The organism is Chryseobacterium sp. SIMBA_028 (assembly GCF_046535285.1).
Lineage (GTDB): Bacteria > Bacteroidota > Bacteroidia > Flavobacteriales > Weeksellaceae > Chryseobacterium.
On record NZ_JAWRWZ010000016.1, the window covers coordinates 1 to 20,420 of the forward strand.

General features: G+C 34.6%; 21 protein-coding genes and 1 tRNA gene. 17 read left to right on the plus strand and 5 right to left on the minus strand.

The window, feature by feature from the left end; genetic code table 11:
• Positions 1 to 107: 107 nt before the first annotated feature.
• On the plus strand, positions 108 to 1,322 hold the full coding sequence (locus tag SCA31_RS19080; RefSeq protein WP_410698612.1) for a DUF2326 domain-containing protein: 1,215 nt from the start codon (positions 108 to 110) through the stop codon (positions 1,320 to 1,322).
• A 590-nt stretch (positions 1,323 to 1,912) separates the two neighbouring features.
• The gene (locus tag SCA31_RS19085; RefSeq protein WP_410698613.1) at positions 1,913 to 2,440 is read left to right on the plus strand and encodes an antirestriction protein ArdA; all 528 of its coding nucleotides are present in this window, start codon (positions 1,913 to 1,915) and stop codon (positions 2,438 to 2,440) included.
• 148 nt (positions 2,441 to 2,588) lie between these two features.
• Here SCA31_RS19085 and SCA31_RS19090 read toward each other — a convergent pair.
• A tRNA-Gln gene (locus SCA31_RS19090) sits at positions 2,589 to 2,659 on the minus strand.
• 256 nt (positions 2,660 to 2,915) lie between these two features.
• Between SCA31_RS19090 and der the strand changes: the two genes are divergently transcribed.
• Both der and upp read left to right on the plus strand, forming a co-directional pair.
• A complete protein-coding gene (gene der / locus SCA31_RS19095) occupies positions 2,916 to 4,226 on the plus strand; it encodes a ribosome biogenesis GTPase Der (RefSeq protein WP_410698614.1) in 1,311 nt (436 codons plus the stop codon).
• A gap of 154 nt (positions 4,227 to 4,380) precedes the next feature.
• Positions 4,381 to 5,031 carry a uracil phosphoribosyltransferase gene (upp, locus tag SCA31_RS19100; RefSeq protein ID WP_076352713.1) on the plus strand — a complete coding sequence of 217 codons (651 nt, stop codon included), beginning with the start codon at positions 4,381 to 4,383 and terminating at the stop codon, positions 5,029 to 5,031.
• A gap of 4 nt (positions 5,032 to 5,035) precedes the next feature.
• Here upp and SCA31_RS19105 read toward each other — a convergent pair whose 3' ends face one another.
• The 3 genes from SCA31_RS19105 to SCA31_RS19115 all read right to left on the minus strand — a co-directional run bounded on the left by SCA31_RS19105 (position 5,036) and on the right by SCA31_RS19115 (position 8,050).
• Positions 5,036 to 5,722 (minus strand): alpha/beta fold hydrolase, encoded by a 687-nt coding sequence (locus SCA31_RS19105; protein WP_410698615.1) that lies wholly within the window; start codon positions 5,720 to 5,722, stop codon positions 5,036 to 5,038.
• 111 nt (positions 5,723 to 5,833) lie between these two features.
• Positions 5,834 to 6,487, minus strand: coding sequence for a ComF family protein (locus SCA31_RS19110; protein WP_410698616.1), 654 nt, complete (start codon positions 6,485 to 6,487; stop codon positions 5,834 to 5,836).
• 90 nt (positions 6,488 to 6,577) lie between these two features.
• Positions 6,578 to 8,050 carry a helix-turn-helix domain-containing protein gene (locus tag SCA31_RS19115; RefSeq protein WP_410698617.1) on the minus strand — a complete coding sequence of 491 codons (1,473 nt, stop codon included), beginning with the start codon at positions 8,048 to 8,050 and terminating at the stop codon, positions 6,578 to 6,580.
• Positions 8,051 to 8,176: 126 nt separating this feature from the next.
• Here SCA31_RS19115 and aceB point away from each other — a divergent pair, with 126 nt between their 5' ends.
• The 11 genes from aceB (at position 8,177) to SCA31_RS19170 (ending at position 17,943) form a co-directional block, all read left to right on the plus strand.
• A complete protein-coding gene (aceB, locus tag SCA31_RS19120; protein WP_410698618.1) occupies positions 8,177 to 9,751 on the plus strand; it encodes a malate synthase A in 1,575 nt (524 codons plus the stop codon).
• A gap of 59 nt (positions 9,752 to 9,810) precedes the next feature.
• On the plus strand, positions 9,811 to 11,091 hold the full coding sequence (gene aceA, locus SCA31_RS19125; RefSeq protein ID WP_410698619.1) for an isocitrate lyase: 1,281 nt from the start codon (positions 9,811 to 9,813) through the stop codon (positions 11,089 to 11,091).
• A 189-nt stretch (positions 11,092 to 11,280) separates the two neighbouring features.
• Positions 11,281 to 11,853, plus strand: coding sequence for an OmpH family outer membrane protein (locus SCA31_RS19130; RefSeq protein WP_410698620.1), 573 nt, complete (start codon positions 11,281 to 11,283; stop codon positions 11,851 to 11,853).
• 114 nt (positions 11,854 to 11,967) lie between these two features.
• Complete coding sequence (locus SCA31_RS19135; protein WP_410698621.1) at positions 11,968 to 12,363, plus strand: acyl-CoA thioesterase; 396 nt, start codon at positions 11,968 to 11,970, stop codon at positions 12,361 to 12,363.
• A 33-nt stretch (positions 12,364 to 12,396) separates the two neighbouring features.
• Complete coding sequence (locus SCA31_RS19140; RefSeq protein WP_410698622.1) at positions 12,397 to 12,921, plus strand: hypothetical protein; 525 nt, start codon at positions 12,397 to 12,399, stop codon at positions 12,919 to 12,921.
• 39 nt (positions 12,922 to 12,960) lie between these two features.
• Positions 12,961 to 13,341, plus strand: coding sequence for a hypothetical protein (locus tag SCA31_RS19145; protein ID WP_410698623.1), 381 nt, complete (start codon positions 12,961 to 12,963; stop codon positions 13,339 to 13,341).
• Between the two features lie 55 nt (positions 13,342 to 13,396).
• Positions 13,397 to 14,839 (plus strand): serine hydrolase, encoded by a 1,443-nt coding sequence (locus tag SCA31_RS19150; protein WP_410698624.1) that lies wholly within the window; start codon positions 13,397 to 13,399, stop codon positions 14,837 to 14,839.
• 73 nt (positions 14,840 to 14,912) lie between these two features.
• Positions 14,913 to 15,359: a 6-pyruvoyl trahydropterin synthase family protein gene (locus SCA31_RS19155; RefSeq protein ID WP_410698625.1), complete on the plus strand. Its 447-nt coding sequence runs from the start codon at positions 14,913 to 14,915 to the stop codon at positions 15,357 to 15,359.
• Positions 15,360 to 15,383: 24 nt separating this feature from the next.
• On the plus strand, positions 15,384 to 16,154 hold the full coding sequence (locus SCA31_RS19160) for a UDP-2,3-diacylglucosamine diphosphatase (protein ID WP_273005892.1): 771 nt from the start codon (positions 15,384 to 15,386) through the stop codon (positions 16,152 to 16,154).
• Between the two features lie 192 nt (positions 16,155 to 16,346).
• A complete protein-coding gene (locus SCA31_RS19165; RefSeq protein WP_410698626.1) occupies positions 16,347 to 17,333 on the plus strand; it encodes an acyl transferase in 987 nt (328 codons plus the stop codon).
• A gap of 64 nt (positions 17,334 to 17,397) precedes the next feature.
• Positions 17,398 to 17,943 (plus strand): hypothetical protein, encoded by a 546-nt coding sequence (locus tag SCA31_RS19170; RefSeq protein WP_410698627.1) that lies wholly within the window; start codon positions 17,398 to 17,400, stop codon positions 17,941 to 17,943.
• A gap of 65 nt (positions 17,944 to 18,008) precedes the next feature.
• On the opposite strand, the gene aqpZ is transcribed toward SCA31_RS19170, so the two are convergent.
• Complete coding sequence (gene aqpZ, locus SCA31_RS19175; RefSeq protein ID WP_410698715.1) at positions 18,009 to 18,728, minus strand: aquaporin Z; 720 nt, start codon at positions 18,726 to 18,728, stop codon at positions 18,009 to 18,011.
• A gap of 220 nt (positions 18,729 to 18,948) precedes the next feature.
• Here aqpZ and SCA31_RS19180 point away from each other — a divergent pair, with 220 nt between their 5' ends.
• Positions 18,949 to 19,569 carry a DUF5715 family protein gene (locus tag SCA31_RS19180; protein WP_410698628.1) on the plus strand — a complete coding sequence of 207 codons (621 nt, stop codon included), beginning with the start codon at positions 18,949 to 18,951 and terminating at the stop codon, positions 19,567 to 19,569.
• A 63-nt stretch (positions 19,570 to 19,632) separates the two neighbouring features.
• Positions 19,633 to 20,406: a hypothetical protein gene (locus tag SCA31_RS19185; RefSeq protein WP_410698629.1), complete on the plus strand. Its 774-nt coding sequence runs from the start codon at positions 19,633 to 19,635 to the stop codon at positions 20,404 to 20,406.
• Positions 20,407 to 20,420: the final 14 nt, after the last annotated feature.

Consider the following 20,420-nt stretch of genomic DNA (forward strand, 5'->3'; position numbering starts at 1 on the left):
GAAATCAACTTTTATTATAACTTTAAACTAACAAACACTCCCTAAGAGAAAGTCCATTTTCTTTTGAAGACATACAGTTTGATCTTTTAGGATTCAATGGAGAAGTTTTGAGAAAAAAATATCAAAACGATGAAGAGCAGGATAAAATTAATGAGCAAATAAAATTATTAAAAAGGGATTTTTCAGTTAATGAAACAGATAGAGATGAAATAATTGCTCAAATTGGTCTACAGGAGACTAAAACAAAAGAAGCGGAAAGTAAGATCGATCAATTGAATTTTTACGAACAAGATAAATCATTAATTGAAAATGGAATTGATGGGATTGAAAATAAAATATCTGATCTTAATACTATTTCTTATAACCTAAATTTCGACATTAATAAACTTCAAAATTCTATTAAAAATAATTTTGCTTTTGATCTTTCAAAAGTTGAAAAAGTATTTAAAGAGTCTAAAATTTATTTTCCAGATGAATTAAAAAAAGATTACTCCGAATTAATTCAATTCAATGAAGAGCTGACAAAAGATAGGAATAGGTTATTGAAAAAAACATTAAAAGAAAAAACGGAAGAGCTAAATACTATAAATATTCAATTAGAAAAATTAAATCATAAAAAAGAAGAACTTTTATCTTTTTTAAAGGATACTGATGTGTTCCGAAGGCTAAAATTTTATCAAAAAGAGCTTGCTAAACTTGAATCAGAACTAATAAAACTTACCGAAAGATTAAGGATAATTGATGTAATTATTGAAAAAGAAAATAAAAAACAAGACTTAAATAAAAGTATCGAAGATACTATTAAGGAAATTAGGGATATAAGTAATCATACAGAAAAAAACGATAAATATCGATTAATCAGAGGGTTGTTTTCTAAATATTTTTTAGAGGTAATGGATGAGGATACTTATATTTCGTGGTCTATTAATTCAAACAATAATGTAGACTTCAAACCTCCAGTAATAAAAACAAAAGATAGTTTGTCTAAAGATACAGCAAAGGATGAAGGTCGAACCTATAGAAAAATCCTCTGTATTATATTTGACTTAGCAATATTAGTAGCTTATAATATAGAATCATATTTTAGATTTGTATACCATGACGATGTGCTTTCTCAGCAAGACAATGGTATTAAAGTTAGATTATTGTCTTTAATCAGCACAATAACCAAAACACATGATATACAATATATCTTATCAGTTATTAAATCGGATTTGCCAATGGATCAGGACGATAATCCTATTTACTTTAGTAGTGGTGATATCGTCTTAGAGTTAAATGACAAAGATGAATCAGGTACACTGTTTGGCTTTGAGTTCTAATTATTACTCGAAGCCAAGATTTTCAAAATATAATATATTAGAAATGTAAAAATACAACGGTAAATCCTCATCCACAAAACTACCCCCGCCCAATCTCTCTCAAAAAATAAATGATCCTTTATAGTAGAATTTGTAACAATTTAATACCAATAAAATTATTTTGAATGCACAGATTCAACCCACTTTCTCCTTACCCCGATACTTAGTCCGTTAACTTTTTCCCTAGCCCCTACCAACTGTCAAACCTTTTCTCATAAGTAGATTTTGTTTTATTTGGCTTTTGTGGATCTGTTTTTATTTTCCACTTACAATTTCTACTTCTGATACTCTTTAAACTATATCTTTTATTGATATTTTTTGACAGTTTTTGTTTGTGATGGTTTGTGCTTGAAAAAATATTTTAAAACTTTAATTTTAAAGTTAAAATCTTTGTCAATTGGCATGAATATTGACTTTGTTGATATATCTAAGAACTGTTTCAAGTTCTTTTTTCTATATAGATTCTCACAATAATATATAAAAAATGCCTAAAGTGCTACGAACACGATAGGCAACATCAATAAATTTTAATTACACTAAAAATTATCGACATGACAAATTTACAAAATTGTCTTGATACTGCTCGTATCTACATAGGAACCTACAAAAAGTATAATGAAAGCTCATTATTTGAGAAATGGCCCAATCTTTCGGATTATTCAGATTATGACGAACTATTAGAAGCAATGAAAGAACTTCACCAAGACGAGCACGACCCAGAGTTCATGCTCCAAGATTATGAAAACTGTTCTTTATTTGAAAAGTTAGGATTAATCGAAGAAAGTTATTTATCTAATGAGATATTTGAAATAGCAGAGCAAATAAACGATTCTGGCTATGATCTTGAAATTTTCGAGGCTTATCTTGATTGTATTGGAAAAATGGATTTTCAAAGTATTTATAAAGGTGTGGTAGATTATTACATGGGAGAGTATTCGAGTGATGAAGATTTTGTACAGTACTTATATGAAGATGATACGTTTAATATTCCAAACTGGGTTGTTATTGATTGGGAAGCTACTGCAAGGAGTATAATGTTTGATTATTTTGAGTCTGGTGGACATTATTTCCGTGCTTAAAAATACAATCAGATTCAAAAAGGTTCAATTAGGTTTACTCCAAGTGTTTTTTACAAAAACAGTGACCAAAATCGTGACCAAGTGACCAAAAGTGACCAAAATAAAAAAGCAACTTGCTGTAAATTAGCGAGTTGCTTTTGTTTGGTTGTAGACCCACAGGGATTCGAACCCCGACTGACGGTACCAAAAACCGGAGTGCTACCGTTACACTATAGGTCTGTTTTGATGCTGCGAAATTATATAATTTATTTTAAATATGAAAATCAAAATTAAAGATTTATTAACATAATAGAGGTGGGAGCTGCCTTACTTTCTGATATCCAAAGAATTATTTTTTGTAAAAAATTCAAGAAATAGTACATTTTTAATACTAAATAATAAAATCTTATCTTTGCAAAAAATTGGGCTCCAAAAGTTGGAGTAACCCATTAATAACTTATCCTGAACATAGTAACAGGATTATTAAACATTTTTTATGTCAAATATTGTCGCAATCGTTGGGCGTCCCAACGTAGGGAAATCCACGCTTTTTAACCGTTTATTAGAGAGAAGAGAGGCTATTGTAGATTCTACAGCCGGTGTAACCAGGGACCGTCATTACGGGAAATCTGACTGGAATGGAGTAGACTTCACGGTAATTGATACAGGAGGGTATGATGTAGGTACAGATGATATCTTTGAAGAAGAAATCCGTAAGCAGGTACAGTTGGCAGTAGATGAGGCAACTTCAATCATTTTTATGATGAATGTAGAAGAGGGGCTTACAGATACAGACTACGAAATTTACAGATTACTAAGAAGATCCAACAAACCTATTTATATTGTAATTAATAAAGTAGATTCTTCTAAGGAAGAACTTCCGGCAACAGAATTCTATCAGTTAGGAATTGATAAATATTATACTCTTTCTTCAGCAACTGGTTCAGGAACCGGAGACCTATTGGATGATATTGTAAAGGACTTCCCTACAACAGAATATAAAGATCCGTTTGAAGGATTGCCTAAAATTACCATTGCAGGTCGTCCAAACGTAGGGAAATCTACGATGACTAATGCCCTATTGGATGTTGAAAGAAATATTGTAACAGATATTGCAGGAACCACAAGAGATAGTATCCAGACTTTATATAACAAATTCGGACATGAGTTTGTATTGGTAGATACTGCGGGAATGAGAAGAAAATCTAAAGTAAATGAAGATTTAGAATTCTATTCCGTAATGAGATCTATCCGTTCTATTGAATATTCTGATGTAGTGATCATCATGGTAGATGCTACACAAGGATGGGAATCTCAGGATATGAACATTTTTGGATTAGCACAAAAGAATAGAAAAGGAATTGTAATTCTTGTCAACAAATGGGATTTGATTGAAGACAAGCAAACCAATACAATCCGTGATTTCGAAAAATCAATTAAAGATAAAATCGGTCAGTTCCAGGATATTCCAATTCTATTTGTTTCCGCTTTAACCAAACAAAGAATCCTGAAAGCTGTAGAACTGGCAATGGAGGTTTACGAAGACCGTAAAAAGAAGATCAAAACTTCAAAATTGAATGAAGTAATGCTTCCTATCTTCGAAAATACACCGCCACCTGCACTTAAAGGAAAATATATTAAGATCAAATATTGCGTTCAGCTTCCTACACCATCTCCACAGTTTGTATTTTTCTGCAACCTGCCACAGTATGTGAAGGAGCCCTATAAAAGATTTACTGAAAACCAATTGAGAAAAGAATTCGGGTTTACCGGAGTTCCTATCGAAGTATATTTCAGACAAAAATAAAATGACTTTTTAATAAAAATCTGGTGAGGAATTCCTTGCCAGATTTTTTATACATATACCCTAATACCCTGGTATCAATCTGCAAATTCGTTTTTTAATTGTAATTTTGCAGGAATTAATGTTTAATCACTATAATTAAAACCCTAAGATCTTCATGCTTACTATTTTATCACAAAACTTTTCCCTTGTCAATGAATGGATTAACGAACTTCGAAACGTTAATGTTCAGCATGACCGAATGAGATTCCGAAGAAATATGGAAAGAATCGGAGAAATTGCAGCTTTTGAAATAAGCAAAGGATTGGAGATAAGAGAAGTTGAAATACAAACTCCCTTAGATACTATAAAAAGCACAGAAATTGCTGTTCAGCCGGTTATTACAACTATTTTAAGAGCCGGAGTGCCATTGTTCGAGGGAATTTTGAACTATCTGGACAGAGCAGACTGTGGTTTCGTAGCTGCTTATAGAAAACACGATGCCAACGATTATTTTTCCATCAAGCAGGATTATCTGACTTGTCCAAGTATTGAGGGAAGACCTTTGATTGTTGCAGATCCAATGTTGGCAACCGGAGCTTCATTAATTGAAGCTATCAAAGACTTGTTGACAAACGGAAATCCAACCCAGCTTCATATTGTGGCAGCCATTGCTTCAAGACAAGGAGTTGAAACCGTTCAAAATGCATATCCTGATGCTCACATATGGGTAGGAGCCATTGATGAACAATTAACATCAAAAGGCTATATCACACCAGGATTGGGGGATGCCGGAGATTTAAGCTACGGAGAAAAACTTCAACGATAGCTGGTTAGGAAAGATTCCAGAAATCTTTTACTAAATTCAATAATAAATTAGGTCGTACTTTTTCCATGGGATGCTTGGTATCTGGAAGTACGGCCAATTTTGCGTTTGGAAGACTCCTGTAAACCGCTGTGCTTTCCTCAATCGTTACCATATTGTCTTTATCTCCTACCATGATTTGGACAGGAGTATTGATGACAGCAGGGTTGTTCTTTAACGGTGGTTTTTTTCCCAGATCAATCATTAAATCAGCGATGGCAGGAAGCAGCTGTTTCCATTTTGTACCATGCTGTGTTTCTAAAAGTTGAGCATACTGTGGAACCTTTTCTAAAATAACATTAGGATTCAACATTTTGCTTTCCTTTAAAGCCTGTTCCTCCGTCCAATCAAATTTTGTTCCCAGGGTTACAATGGAATTTACATTTTCAGGATTTTTCATGGCATAGCAAAGTGCAACATATCCTCCCATGCTGTGCCCTAAGATAAACACATCTTTCAGGGTATTCTCCTTACAATATTCCGTCAATTCCTGAGTGTATTTTTCTATACTGATTCCATCTGCCGGAAGTTCAGTGTTTCCATGTCCTGAGAATAAGGGGGTGTGAATAGTAAAATGTTGGGACAGGTTTTCCAGATAAGGCTTGAAGATATCACTATGGCCTAAGGCTCCGTGTAATAAGATCAGATTGGGCATGATGGTTTAGTTTTCCGGAAAATTAAGCAAAAGAATCGGGAAGTGAAAATGAATTATGAGCAATACTGTGAAATACCTTGAGTGCAGAGTATATCTGAACGCTTTAGAAAATCAGATATCCACTGCCATTACTAATATACTCACCTTATTATCTCCGGAGTTTAGAATTTCCCATGCAATAGAGGAAATTGTATTTCCGGTGGTAAAGACATCGTCAATTAAAAGGATGTGCTTTCCGGTGACGGGCTGGGTAACAGAGAAGGTATTAATTGTTTCTAAACGATGTTGCTTGTCCTTTAATGCCTGGGCTTTAGAATAATGATTTCTTTGGATTAAATGATGATCAAATGGGATCCCATAAAATTTTGAAAGAGTTTCTGTAAATAGATGCAGCTGGTTATATCCTCTTTCTCTCAGTTTTTTAGGATGAAGTGGTACGCTTACCATCAGATCAGGACGCTGATTTTTGAAATCAAGACGCTCTGTTGTCCATTCGGCTAATATTTTTCCTGTTATTTCCCGGCCTTTGTATTTCAGTTCATGAATAATTTTCCGGCTTAGGCTCTCTTCCTCAAACCGGATCAAGGCATAGGTATTTTCAACAGGGAAAAGGAGACTGCATTTTTCTTTAATAGGGTTCCTCTCAAAATAATCGTAATGGGTAAAATGAACCTGATCGAGACAAAGATTACAAACCAAAAAATAAGACTCGATGATTCTATTGCAATGAATACATCGATTAGGGAAAATTAAATCCAGTATCATACATGTGTTTTTACTAAGGTATGAAAAAGTTTTAGCTTAATCATTACGACAATACACGCTGAAAAATTTTCAATACTTTAATTCTCAATCCTAAAATTCTTTCCTGATCCTTTCGATGGAATTTTTCATGCTAAGATTAAAATGTTCCTTTTCCAGTCGTACAGGTGGTGCCTGCCTTATCTCACAATCAGCAATACTGCAGGATTCGCAGGTGACTCCCACATTAATGGTCTTTAACGATGGAGACTTGATAAAACCTATCTTTTTAATCGTTTGAGTATTTAAAAGGATCCCCAAACAATAGCTCCTGTTACTGCCATCAGAAAAAGGATTTTTCTGAGAAGTGGAAATTACCAGATAACTTATTCCCTGATCTTTATAATGGGAAATCTGAGCATCAGTGAGCGTTTCATTTTCCGTTAAATGATGAAGGTTTTTCACAGCAATCCATCTCTGGCAATAATGCTCATTGGTGGCGTTGGCATGAGGTGCCTGCTGATGGTTAAGATGAAGTTCCTTTAAAATCTGGATCTTATCAGAACCTTTCTTTTTAACCAGACACAGGTAGAACAAATCCTTAATTCCCATCTCCGCAGAAAGGATATTAGTCAGGCGATAATAAAATGTTTCGGGCGAATGAGTGAAGCTATTGATAAGTTCCTCAAAGCCTTTCGGTTCCCAAATGTTTTGCTGGAAAAACTCAGAAGCCTTTTCAATGGCAGGCTCCTTTGATATTAATAATGCTCCGGCAAAGTAGGAAGCATAAAAATTGTTTAAAATCTCTTCAAAACTTCCAAAGTCAAGCCATGAATAAGTAGTAGGGCGAACTTTGAGTTCTAAAACATTGAATCCTATTTCTTTAGCCAGGATAAAAGTTTTTTGATCTTTCTCGAGTTTTTTATTCAGAAGAAGTAATTTTTTTTCAGGAATAAAAAGAGAGCGTAGATTGTCTAAAGTACCATATTTCTCAAAATCTTCCGATTGGATGGTGTAGCTGAATTTTTCTGTAAGAATATTTTCCAGAATGTCAGATTTCAGATTTTTATCGATCTGTAAATGATTCTCCTCAATAAACTGATTTACCTTACTTTCAATTTCCGGAAAATAATTATCATATAACTCCTGGAATGATCTTAATACAGCAAAGTAAAACCGCTCTTTTCCAAGATTGTAATTTTGAGATATTTCTATCAATGCATTAATGAATGCAGTTACCTTTTTAGGAGCATCACTAATGATACTGATAAGATTATTTTTATTAATCCCAAACAACTCCAAAGGAACCTCCTTAAAAAAATCCGATTGAAGAATTTCATTAAAAGGAGCAAGGCTTTTATCCAGTTTTGTAGAAACAAGATCATCAAAAGTACAGTTTAGGGCATCAGAAAGCTGAATGATCTTGTCATGCTTAGGATATTTCTTCCCATTTTCAATTTCGTTAAGGTAAGATTTTGATAATCCGGTTTTTACAGCAAGGTCCTGTAGAGACCAATTTTTCTTTTGTCTCTGCTGTTTCAGCTTCAGCCCGAAAACTGTCTTGATAAAGTCGCTTTCTGAATTCATTACTCAAATATAAATATTTAGATGCGATTATTCGCATAATAATTTTTAAATAAATTTAGCGAACGTTCGCTGATTGTGAAAATTTTTATTTATGTTTGTAATATCAAATCACAAAATCAATTAGTTATGGAAACAAAGACTCAACTAAAAATAACGGCACAGAAACAGTTTGAAGAAATTTTCACTCCAGATTTAGTCGATTTTCTGATTGCTCTTCACCAGAACTTCAATCATAAAAGAGTAGAACTTTTAAAAGAAAGAAAAAAAACTCAACAGGAATTTGATCAGGGAGTGCTTCCAACGTTTTTAAAGGAAACAGAAGAAATCAGACATGGAAATTGGGTGTGTGCACCATTGCCGGAAGATTTATTGGACAGAAGAGTAGAAATTACCGGACCGGTTGACCGTAAAATGATTATCAATGCCTTAAACTCAGGGGCGTTAACATTTATGGCAGATTTTGAAGACAGCAGCTCGCCGACATGGGAAAATTGCATGGATGGACAGATTAATCTTTCCGATGCTGTGAAGAGAACGATTGATTTTGTAAACGAAAAAGGAAAGGCTTATCAACTCAATGAAAAGACAGCCGTATTATTGGTTCGTCCAAGAGGGTTGCATCTTCCGGAAAAGCATATTAAGATCAATGAAGAAGAAACCTCAGGATCATTGGTTGATTTTGGAATCTACTTTTTCAGAAATGCAGAAAATCTTTTGAAAAGAGGAAGCGGTCCTTACTTTTATCTTCCAAAATTAGAACATTACAAGGAAGCTCGATGGTGGAATAAGGTCTTCGTTTTTGCACAAAATTATCTGGGAATTCCACAAGGAACCATCAAAGCAACGGTTTTAATAGAAACCATTACCGCCTCATTTCAGATTGATGAAATCCTATATGAATTAAAAGAGCATAGCGCAGGATTGAATTGCGGAAGATGGGATTACATTTTCTCATATATCAAAAAATTCAGAAACCTGCCTGCGTTTATTGTTCCGGACAGAGATCAGGTAACAATGACTTCTCCCTTTATGAGTGCCTATTCCAAAAGAGTAATTGAAGGATGTCATAAAAGAAACGTTCATGCAATGGGAGGAATGGCGGCACAAATACCCGTAAAAGACGATGATGAAGCCAATAATATTGCCTTTGAAAAAGTAAGAAGTGATAAAGAAAGGGAAGTCAAAAACGGACATGATGGAACCTGGGTAGCGCATCCTGCATTAGTTTCTGTAGCAATGGAGATTTTTAATAAGCATATGCCGTCAAAAAACCAGATTGATAAAAAATTTGAATACCATATACAGGAAAGCGACCTTCTGGAAATTCCTAAAGGGGAAATTACAGAGAAAGGAGTCCGCAAAAACATCAATGTCGGAATTCTTTACCTTGAAAGCTGGCTGATGGGAACAGGAGCCGCAGCTATTTATAACTTGATGGAAGATGCAGCGACCGCAGAGATTTCAAGAACACAGATCTGGCAATGGCTGAAAAATGAAGCGTTATTAAGTGATGACAGAACGTTAACCCGAAATATGATCCTGCAATGGGAAACCGAAGAAATGGACAATATTGAAAAGTATGTGGGAGAAACGCGTTTTAAAAACGGGAAATTCAATCTTGCCAAAGAACTTTTCAATGAATTGATCTTCTCAGAAAACTTTGAAGAATTTTTAACCCTGAAAGCATATCCCTTTATTTAGTTTGAGCGTGAAAACTCAAAATCATAACCCAAACCCTAATCTAACAAAATCCAAATATTATGAAAACAAAACAAGAACAAACCCAGGCTTTAGAGCAAGATTGGCTGACAAATTCACGCTGGAATGGGGTTAAAAGACCCTATACAGCTGAAGAAGTTTTAAAACTTCGCGGTTCCTATAAAATTGATTATACCATTGCTACAGAAATGTCTAAAAAACTCTGGGATAAATTAAATACTCAGGATTATGTGGCAGGACTGGGTGCATTAACAGGTAACCAGGCTGTACAGGAAGTAGATGCAGGATTGGAGGCAATCTATCTTTCAGGATGGCAGGTAGCAGCGGATGCTAATCTATCAGGGGAAATGTATCCTGACCAGTCGTTATATCCTGCGAATTCAGTGCCGTCTGTAGTGAAAAAAATAAATAATGCCTTATTAAGAGCAGATCAGGTTCAGTCAGTCAGTGGTGCCGGAGATAGAGAATATCTTGTGCCAATTGTTGCAGATGCTGAAGCCGGTTTTGGAGGTAACCTGAATGCTTTTGAACTGATGAAGCAGATGATTGAAGCAGGAGCTGCCGGTGTACACTTTGAAGATCAGCTTTCTTCCGCAAAAAAATGTGGACATTTGGGTGGAAAAGTACTGGTTCCTACTCAGGAAGCCATAAATAAATTAATAGCAGCACGTCTGGCAGCAGATGTATTAGGAGTTCCAAGTCTTATTATTGCAAGAACCGATGCTGACGCAGCAGATTTATTAACTTCAGATATCGATGATAGAGACAAGAAATTTGTAACTGGAGAAAGAACCTCTGAAGGTTTTTATGTAGTAAGAAACGGAGTAGAGCAGGGTATAGACAGGGGATTGTCCTACGCACCTTATGCAGATCTGATCTGGATGGAAACTTCCAATCCGGATTTGGAACAGGCAAGAAAATTCGCAGAAGGAATTCATGCAAAATTTCCCGAAAAAATGCTTGCTTATAACTGTTCTCCATCTTTCAACTGGGCGGCAAGATTAAGTGTGGAAGAGATGTCTACTTTCCGCGAAGAGTTGGCAAAAATGGGGTACAAATTCCAGTTTATCACCTTGGCAGGATTCCATGCCCTGAACACAGCAATGTTTGAGCTGGCCTTAGCTTATAAAGAAAGAGGAATGGCAGGGTATTCAGAATTGCAGGAGCGGGAATTTGCCTTACAGCAAAAAGGATTCCGTGCAGTGAAGCATCAGTCTTTTGTAGGAACCGGATATTTTGATGAGGTACAGAATGTTGTTACCAACGGTTCTTCTGCTACAGTAGCCATGAAGGATTCTACAGAAACAGCACAGTTTCATTAATAATTAGTATTTCACATCATATTTTTTCAAATCCCTTCTCAATTTTGAGGAGGGATTTTAATGATGAATATCAGAATGTTTTTTGTGTTAATTATGACTTTATTTTGCGTGAAAAAATAGACCAAAAACAAATGGAAAATTATGTTATATTTGGACTCGAAAAAATGAATTTTTTGAAATATATATAAAATGAAGCTAATTAAATTATTTTTTATTGCAGCAGGGTTAACATTAACAGCGAATGCTGCCAATGCTCAGCAGAAGATTGGAAACGTGAACACTGATGATATTTTTGCTAATTTGTCCGACGTAAAAACGGTAGGGGCAACTATTGAAGGGTTGACTAAAGCTAAGCAGACTGAAATTGAAAAAATGATCACTGAGTACCAGACTAAGCTTAAAGCTGCACAGGACAAAGAAGGTACTATTACAGAAGCCAATAAGGAAGCTGTAACAAAAGAGTTGATGGCCGCTCACACAGAACTACAGGGATTAGCTAAAAAAATAGAAGAATCCAGAGCATTGGCTGCTAAAGAGCTTTCCGCGAAACAAAATGAATTGTTTGCTCCAATACAACAAAAAGTAAAGGATGCTATTTCTGCAGTAGCTAAAGAAAGAAACCTGAATTATATATTTGATACTTCATCACAGGATAGTAATAATCTTATCTACACAGACGGAAGCGAAGATATCACTGCTCAGGTAAAAACCAAACTGGGAGCTTCTGCAACAACTAAAGCAGCTCCAAAGTCTAAAAAATAATCTCAATATTGAAATATTATAAAACGGAATCGGATTAATATCTGATTCCGTTTTTTTTTATATAAAGTATATTTTGTTTTTTAAATTATAAATTTGAGTAAATATTTCAGCGAGATGAGTTTAATATATGAAAAACAGATACGAGTAACGGAAGAACATATAGATCAGAATAGCCATGTAAATAATGTGCAGTATGTACATTGGGTAGAGGAAATAGCAGCTGAGCACTGGGATCTTTTAAAACAAAAGACAGAATATGTAAATGACGCATGGATGCTTTTGGATCACCATATCCAATATAAGAAGCAAGTATACCTGAATGATGTCATTACAGTGAAAACTTATCCACAAACTCCTGATGGTGCCAAGCAGCCAAGAAAAGTAGAGTTTTATTGCAATGATGAACTTGTGGTAGATTCAAGTACACTTTGGGTTTTATTTGATATAGAAACAAAAAAAATAAAACGATTGGAAAGAAATTGGCTTGAAAAACTAGGCCTAATATTATAAAATTTCAAAATCTAAATAACCATTATCCACACAATGAAAAAAATTGAGATTATACCACTAGATGGCATTCACATTGAAAACATCGGCAAACTTCCATTGGGAGAATCCAAGGCCAACATTGAAAAATTACTGGGCCAACCATCAGATAGTTCCAATGATGAACAACTATTTTATGATGACTATGAACTTAGAATTGATCTTGATGAAAATGAAAATGCAGAGTTTATAGAATTTATTTACGGGCCTTTTCCTGAAAATACAGAACTGTCAATCTATGGGGTTAATCCGTTCCAGATTGGAGCTAATCAACTTATTAAAATTCTCTCAGAAAAAAATAATGGAGATATAGATGATAGTGAAGCCGAATATTGCTATGCTTTTTTTAATAATTCGGTGGGAGTCTGGCGTCAGATAACAGAACAAGATGTGGAAGAAGATATTGCAGACATGAAAGGCAATAACGAATATGAGGATAATAAAAACTGGCTTGAAGAAGATCTGATAAAAGCAAAAAATTTCTGGAGCATCGGAATTGGAGGAAAAGATTACTACAGATAAAATGTACTCTGCAAACAATATAGGGACAGAAAATGCAGAATGAAAAATAAGTTAAGAAAAATAGTTATTGATCATCTGGAGTACCTGTATGTGGTCACGGATCAATATCATCATGGAACAGAAACCAATACTCTGACAGTGAAAATCTTTGTAAGCGGAAACAAACAAACTCCACTCATTATTGATTTTCTAACTCTTGATGATTATATAATGGGACAGCCCTTAAAATCAGGAATCAGTCTGGTCAATAAAATAACAAACTCGATAGAAATAATAAATATAAACGAGCCAAAATATATAAGCCAACTTATTTTACAAGGGCTAAAAAACGGTTGGACGGGAGAAAATACTATAAAAAAACAAGATGGATTGGACTATTTGAAAGAATGGGGATTTGGAATAGAAAAATTACAACCCTAAAGGTAATATTATAACCTCCAGAATTGTCTTATATAAAGAAATCAACGATACAAAAATGAAGCAAATTATCTTAACAGTAGTCTTGTCTAACCTTTCTCTTTTTTGCTATGCCCAAAAAACAATCCCATCAAAAGCTGTCGACAGTTATGTGAAAAATGTTATTCAAATCAATGAAATCCCAGGAATGGCTGTGGGAATTGTGAAGAATAACGAAATAGTTTTCCAAAAATATTACGGAGCAGAAACCCTGGAAAGTAATAAAAAAGTAGATTCCAATTCAAAGTTTAGGATTTATTCCAATACAAAGTTAATGTCAAATATTGGCCTTTTTAAGCTTATTGAAGAAAGAAAGTTATTATTGGAAGATAAGGTTTCAAAGTATGTAGATAACTTGCCAAAAGAATGGCAGAATGTACAGATGAAGAATCTTCTTTCGCATTCTTCAGGTCTTCCAAACTGGATTGATTTTAAAGATATTTCGGTAAATGCAAGCAATGCCGAAGTCATTGACCGGTTAGGAAAGGAAAAAATGGAATTTGAAACTGGAGATCATTATAGATACAATCAGACCAATTATCTGTTGATTACCTTGATCATTGAAAAGATAACCGGGAAAACCTATGAAGACTTTATTATAGACAATCAATTTCCGGATTCCAGAAATCAGGTCGTATTTTCTTCCAATTCTGTAGAAAAAATACAAAACAGGGTAGGGAAGTACAATTATAATTCTACAACGAAACAATACGAAAAACTAACTGCCATTGAAGGGGTGAGAGCTCATTCTTCAAATGGATTGGCCATTACACTTCCAGCTTTTTTGCAATGGAGTATACATTTTAGTAAAAATGATTTTCTAAAACCGGAAACAAAAAAAATGATGTGGCAGCCATTTAATTATAAAAATAACGGATTTGAATTCGCGCATGGCTGGGAAATTACAGATTCCAATCATATAAGATCGTATGGCTTTTCCGGTGGGAATGTAAGCGCATATAGTATTTTCCCGGATAACGATATGGCTATTGTGGTCATGTATAATGGGAATAAGGGATTTCCGGTGATGTATCAAATGATTAATCACATTGCAGGAATTATGGATGAAAAACTTATGGATCCATATGCATTGGCAGAAGAGATTACCATTGCAGAATCTCATGTTCACCCTAATCTGAAGAAAGATGTTTACGGATACAGAATAGAAAAAGACAATGTCATCTTTTCCTATCAATATCCCAAAAAACTAAGTACTGAATTTGTTAGTAATATCTCGGTAGCAGGTCCATTTAACGATTGGAAAGTAGATCATGCATCCTACCAATTAATTTCCAAAAACAACAATACTTTTGAATTGGCAGTACCAAAATCAAACTTTGAAAAAGGAAAAACATATAACTTTAAGTTTGTAATGAACAAAAGCGGATGGTTAACAGTTCCTTATAATGCTGCCAACGTAGACGGAACACAAGACAATAATTTAACCCTGAAGATTGATTAAAAAGCAGACTTTAATATCATTGTAATAGAAACAGTCTTTTCTGTGTTTAGCGGTTTTATCATATCTTTGCAATATGATACGTATAACAAAAATTTTTACATTTGAAACAGCCCATGTACTGTACAACTACGATGGGAAGTGTAAAAATATGCATGGACATTCTTATAAGCTGTTTGTAACAGTGAAAGGAAGACCGATTAATGATATTGAAAACCCTAAAAACGGGATGGTAGTTGATTTCGGAGATATCAAAAGTATCGTAAAATCTGAAATTGTAGACGTTTGGGATCATGCAGTTCTTTTGAACGCTTTAACTCCCCACAAGGAATTGGGAGATGATCTTGAGCAAAAAGGACATAAAGTAATCTATTGCAGCTTTCAGCCAACCTGTGAAAATATGCTGTATGCTATTGCAGCCAAAGTAAAATCAAGACTTCCGGAAGGAATCTCATTGGCATATCTGAAACTTCATGAGACAGAAAACTCTTATGGAGAATGGTTTGCAGAAGACAATCAATAATTATTACCCCATAAAACGCAGACGGTGCTAAAAACAACAATTAATCTAGAACCTGGGAAAAAAGTGTATTTTGCTTCAGATCAGCATTTTGGTGCTCCTACCCTTAAGGAAAGCAAAGTGCGTGAGGAGAAATTTATACGCTGGATGGATGAAATCAAGGAAGATGCGCAGGTTTTATTTTTAATGGGTGACCTTTTTGACTTCTGGCATGAATGGAAACACGTAGTCCCGAAAGGATATGTGCGTGTTTTAGGGAAAATTGCAGAACTGAAAGACAGAGGAATTCATATTTATTTCTTTGTGGGCAATCATGACCTCTGGATGAAAGATTATCTGGAAGAAGAAATCGGATGTACGGTTTTCTATCAGAAACAATACTTTGAAATGGGAGGCAAGCAGTTTCTGCTGGCTCATGGCGATGGACTTGGACCTGGAGATAAAGGGTATAAAAGAATGAAGAAACTATTCACCAATCCGGTGGCACAATGGTTTTTCAAATGGCTTCATCCGGATATTGCAATGAAAATTGCATTGTATCTTTCTCAAAAGAATAAAATGATCTCCGGAGAAGAGGATAAAGCTTTCTTAGGTGAAGACAAAGAGTTCCTGATTATCTATTCCAAAGAAAAACTGAAAACTCAGAAGATTGACTACTTTGTGTATGGGCACAGACATCTTCCAATGGTATTGGATTTGGAACAGAATTCAAAATACATCAACCTTGGAGACTGGATTTCCTATTTTACCTATGGCGTTTTTGAAAAGGATTTTGAATTAAAGGTTTACGAAAAATAAATCAAAAAAAATTACCCCTAAAAGAGGTAATTTGCGAATGAGTGGGAGACCCATTCTGTTTTTAATCCATATTCCAAGTAAATACTTACAAGAAGTTTACCAAAGTATCATTTTAGTATTAAAAAATTATTAAATAAAAATATTGTTTCCCCAATAATTACTTTATTTCAAAACTGTAGAAGATTAAAAATTATGGAGCTGAAAAGTATATTCAACATACAAACAGAGCAGGATTTTCTGAATGCATCATTGAAAACATTTCGTTATCAATATGAAAATGTTGAAGTATACAGGAAATTTGTTGACTATTTAAACATCAATCCGGATGAGGTTAAAAGCCTTGATAAGATCCCTTTTTTACCCATTGAAATGTTTAAAAATCATCAGATTCTGGATCAAAATGTAACTGCTGACCTGTTTTTTCAAAGTTCAGGGACTACACAGATGAATCTGTCAAAACATTGTATTGCCAATCCTGAACTCTATGAGGAAAGTATTTATAAAAGCTTTGAACAGTTCATTGGAAAACCTGAGGAGTTTATATTTCTTGGCTTGCTTCCAAGTTATCTGGAAAAACAGAATTCATCACTCATCTATATGGTGGATTATCTGATGAAAAAATCAGACAAGCCTGAAAACGGATATTTTCTTTATAATCATTCCGAACTTTTTGATCTCTTAAGTCAGTTAAAGGATAAAAAAGTGATTCTTTTTGGAGTTTCTTTTGCGTTGTTAGACTTTCTGGATACAGTAGAATCTCTTAATCTATCAATTTCTGAATCCCTTAATCTGACCGTTATTGAAACAGGCGGAATGAAGGGGCGAAAAGAAGAAATGACAAAGGATGAACTTCTGAAGATTTTGCAAAATGGTTTTAATACAGATCAAATCTATTCAGAATATTCTATGACAGAATTATTGTCCCAGGCCTACTCTTTGGGTAATAATGAATACAGTTGTCCTAACTGGATGAAAATTATGGTTAGGAATGCAGAAGACCCTTTTTCCTATGAACAAGAAGGAAGAACAGGGGCCATTAATATTATTGATCTTGCCAATACCCATTCCTGCTCCTTTATTGCCACTCAGGATTTAGGAAAAATAACAGGAGATAAATTTCAGGTATTAGGAAGAATAGACCATTCTGATATCCGTGGCTGTAGCTTGCTGGTAAGCTGATTAAGATCTGTTATTCAGAGGAAAAGTTTACCCAGATACCTTTAAACCCATTTCACCCCATATCATGCTCAAAATAGAAGAACTTGTTCACGCTTACATCCATTCTCACTGCGATTTTGAGAAAGAACTCGTTCTGACAAATTATTTTCAGGCAGATTGGGAGGCAGATATACTCATCGTTGATGCTGAAGGGATGAGTCATGAAATAGAGATCAAGTTTTCAAAAAGTGACTTTAAGAATGATTTCAAGAAGTCATATTTAAATAAAGATACCGGTGAGAAATTTCTGAAGCATGACAAGATTTCCTGTGGAGACTACATCTGTAATGCGTTCAGTTTTCTATTGCCAATGGGAATGGTAGATGCCAATCTTATCCCTGAACATTGTGGAATTGTTGAATTTTACCATAATGCGGACACTTGGGAAACAGAATTTTACCTTATCCGTGAGCCCAAAAGACTTCATGAAGATTCTTACTGGAAACTAAATGATAAAGATCTTTTCATTAGAAAAATGGCTTTGAATTTACTTCAGCGTAAAATGGAAATCAAAGGTAAACATGAAGAACTTATTTTTAAGAACCCTTTTGAAATTAAAAAATTGAAATAAAAAAAACCTGCCGACTGACAGGTTTTTTATTTTTAAATAAATTTATTTTAATTTTTAAGCATATTCTAATCTGCCACTACTTCCGTAGAATCTCTCTGCAGCAAGAACTTGTAGATCAATCCACCTACAATTCCTCCTAAAATTGGAGCTACCCAGAACAACCAAAGCTGTGACATGGCAAGTCCACCAGTGAAAACAGCCTGAGAAAGAGATCTTGCCGGGTTTACACAAGTATTGGTAATTGGAATGGAGATAAGGTGAATTAAAGTAAGAGCAAGACCGATTGCGATTCCGGCAAACTTACCATTAGCCCATTTATCCGTTGCTCCCATAATTACGATAAGGAAAAACGCTGTTAATAAGAACTCTGCCAGAAATGCAGCTCCCATGCTGAATGCTTTTCCGTTATAAACGGCCTCTCCGTAGAAGTTTGTGGCAAACGCACCAGGTTTAGAGAAATCTACTACTCCGGCTCCGTTTAGGATTGTGTACAGACATCCTGCTGCAACAATAGCTCCCAAACATTGTGCTACAATATAAGGAACAAGATCTTTTGCGGAAAATCTTCCGCCCGCTAAAAGTCCAAAGGAAACAGCCGGATTAAAATGACCTCCGGAGATATGGCCTACAGCGTATGCCATTGTAAGAACTGTAAGACCAAAGGCTAGTGCAACTCCTAAGAGTCCAATACCAATATCGGGAACGCCAGCCGCGAAAACAGCACTTCCGCAACCTCCGAAAACAAGCCAAAATGTGCCGAAAAATTCAGCAAAAAGTTTTTTTATCATGTTGTTTATTTTAAAAATGTTACTCAAATGTAGAATTTATATCTTAAAATAAAAAGTTAAAACGAAAAAAATATTTCAAAAATGTGGGAACAAAAATTATAAATTCAATAATTTGGTTTAAAGTTTGTTTGGAATTTATTTAAATACTATTAGAGTCATAGTTGAAAGGTATAACATAAACGTTTTATCTTTTGTTAGTAATTTAAAGTGGTGGTTAATGAGAAAATTTCTTTGTGTGGTCTTCGTACCTTTTATTTATAGTTTACATTATTCGCAGGCAGCAAAAAAAACTCTTCCCTGCTATGATCTTACGACTGTTTTAAAGGTGGAGCCTACGGCACTCTACAAACCCCATCTTGATGCTTCGAAGAGTTTTGGTGTCCAATTACTCAAAGATTCTAAAACAGTACAGAAGTACATTAGCAAAGGAAAATTTCATAAAATAAAGAAATCAGGGAAAGGATATAATGTTCAAAAGCTTGATTATAGTAAAGCATACATGGTTTCTAAGGCGAAAACTACGCTGGAAAATATGGGAGCTAAATTCAGTAAGGCTACTAAGGGTGGGACATTTACTGTTTCATCCATTACAAGAACATTGGAAGACCAATGCAGACTAAGAAAAGTAAATTCTAACGCCTCACTAGGAATAAGTTCTCATAATTATGGCAACTCCTTTGATATTTCTTATGTAAGATTCAATAATATTCTCAAGTACAATCCGAAAATGGAAGTGGCATTAGAAAAAGTTTTAAAGCACTATGCGGATGCTGGTAGAATTTATTACATTAAAGAAAAACAACAAAGCTGTTATCATATTACGGTGAAAAATTATTAGTTAAATTCTTACTTGCATAGCATGTTTAGTTTATATAATTTTATACAACTAAAAACCATGCTTATGACAACATTAAATATTGTAGACTTCATGCTTTCTGTAGACGAGTGCAGAGCTGCTACAGATGATTGGAACACGTGTCGTACCAATTTTACCAGATTAAAAGATCTAATCCCAACCAACTATGTTTTTAATATTTCCGAAGGTCAGCTTGATTGGATGAGGGAATATAAGGAATATCCGGAATTTTGTGCGGCAATAGGTATTCATAAAGGATTATTGATATTGATCCTTTATCCCATGAATCATGAAGGGAAAAGGATTGACCAAAAGGAATACCCATGCAGTTACCTTACTGAGCTTACAAGTGATCTGAAACTTCAGGAAGTTTTGGAATATACAGTTGTTAAAAATACAATTCTATCCAAGGGATTTGAAAAAATAGAAAAAAATACAGATATGGCTTTCCCAGTATCCAATAAACCTATTTTGGAACAGGATGTAGCAGTAGAGGCCATTGAAAGATGGAGAGAATCTGGAATGGATTGGTTTTACAAGGAATATAAAGAATCTGAGGGAACGGGAATCTTTAAAAAGTTCTATGTTCCCACAGCCGATTTATGTCTGTCAGATGCCGGTTTGTCAAAAATTACTTGTTCTTTTGGACTTAAATACAATGATATCTATGGTAAAATGCTGGTAACACTTATCTTTATATCTTTCCATGAAAATCTTCAAAGCGATGCAGAGCGTGTACAGTTGATTACCAATACCTATGATTGGGCAAAACCATGTCCTCCTATCTGCCGTATACCGGATGTAGGGAGCGAATTTTAAAATATATCGTTAGG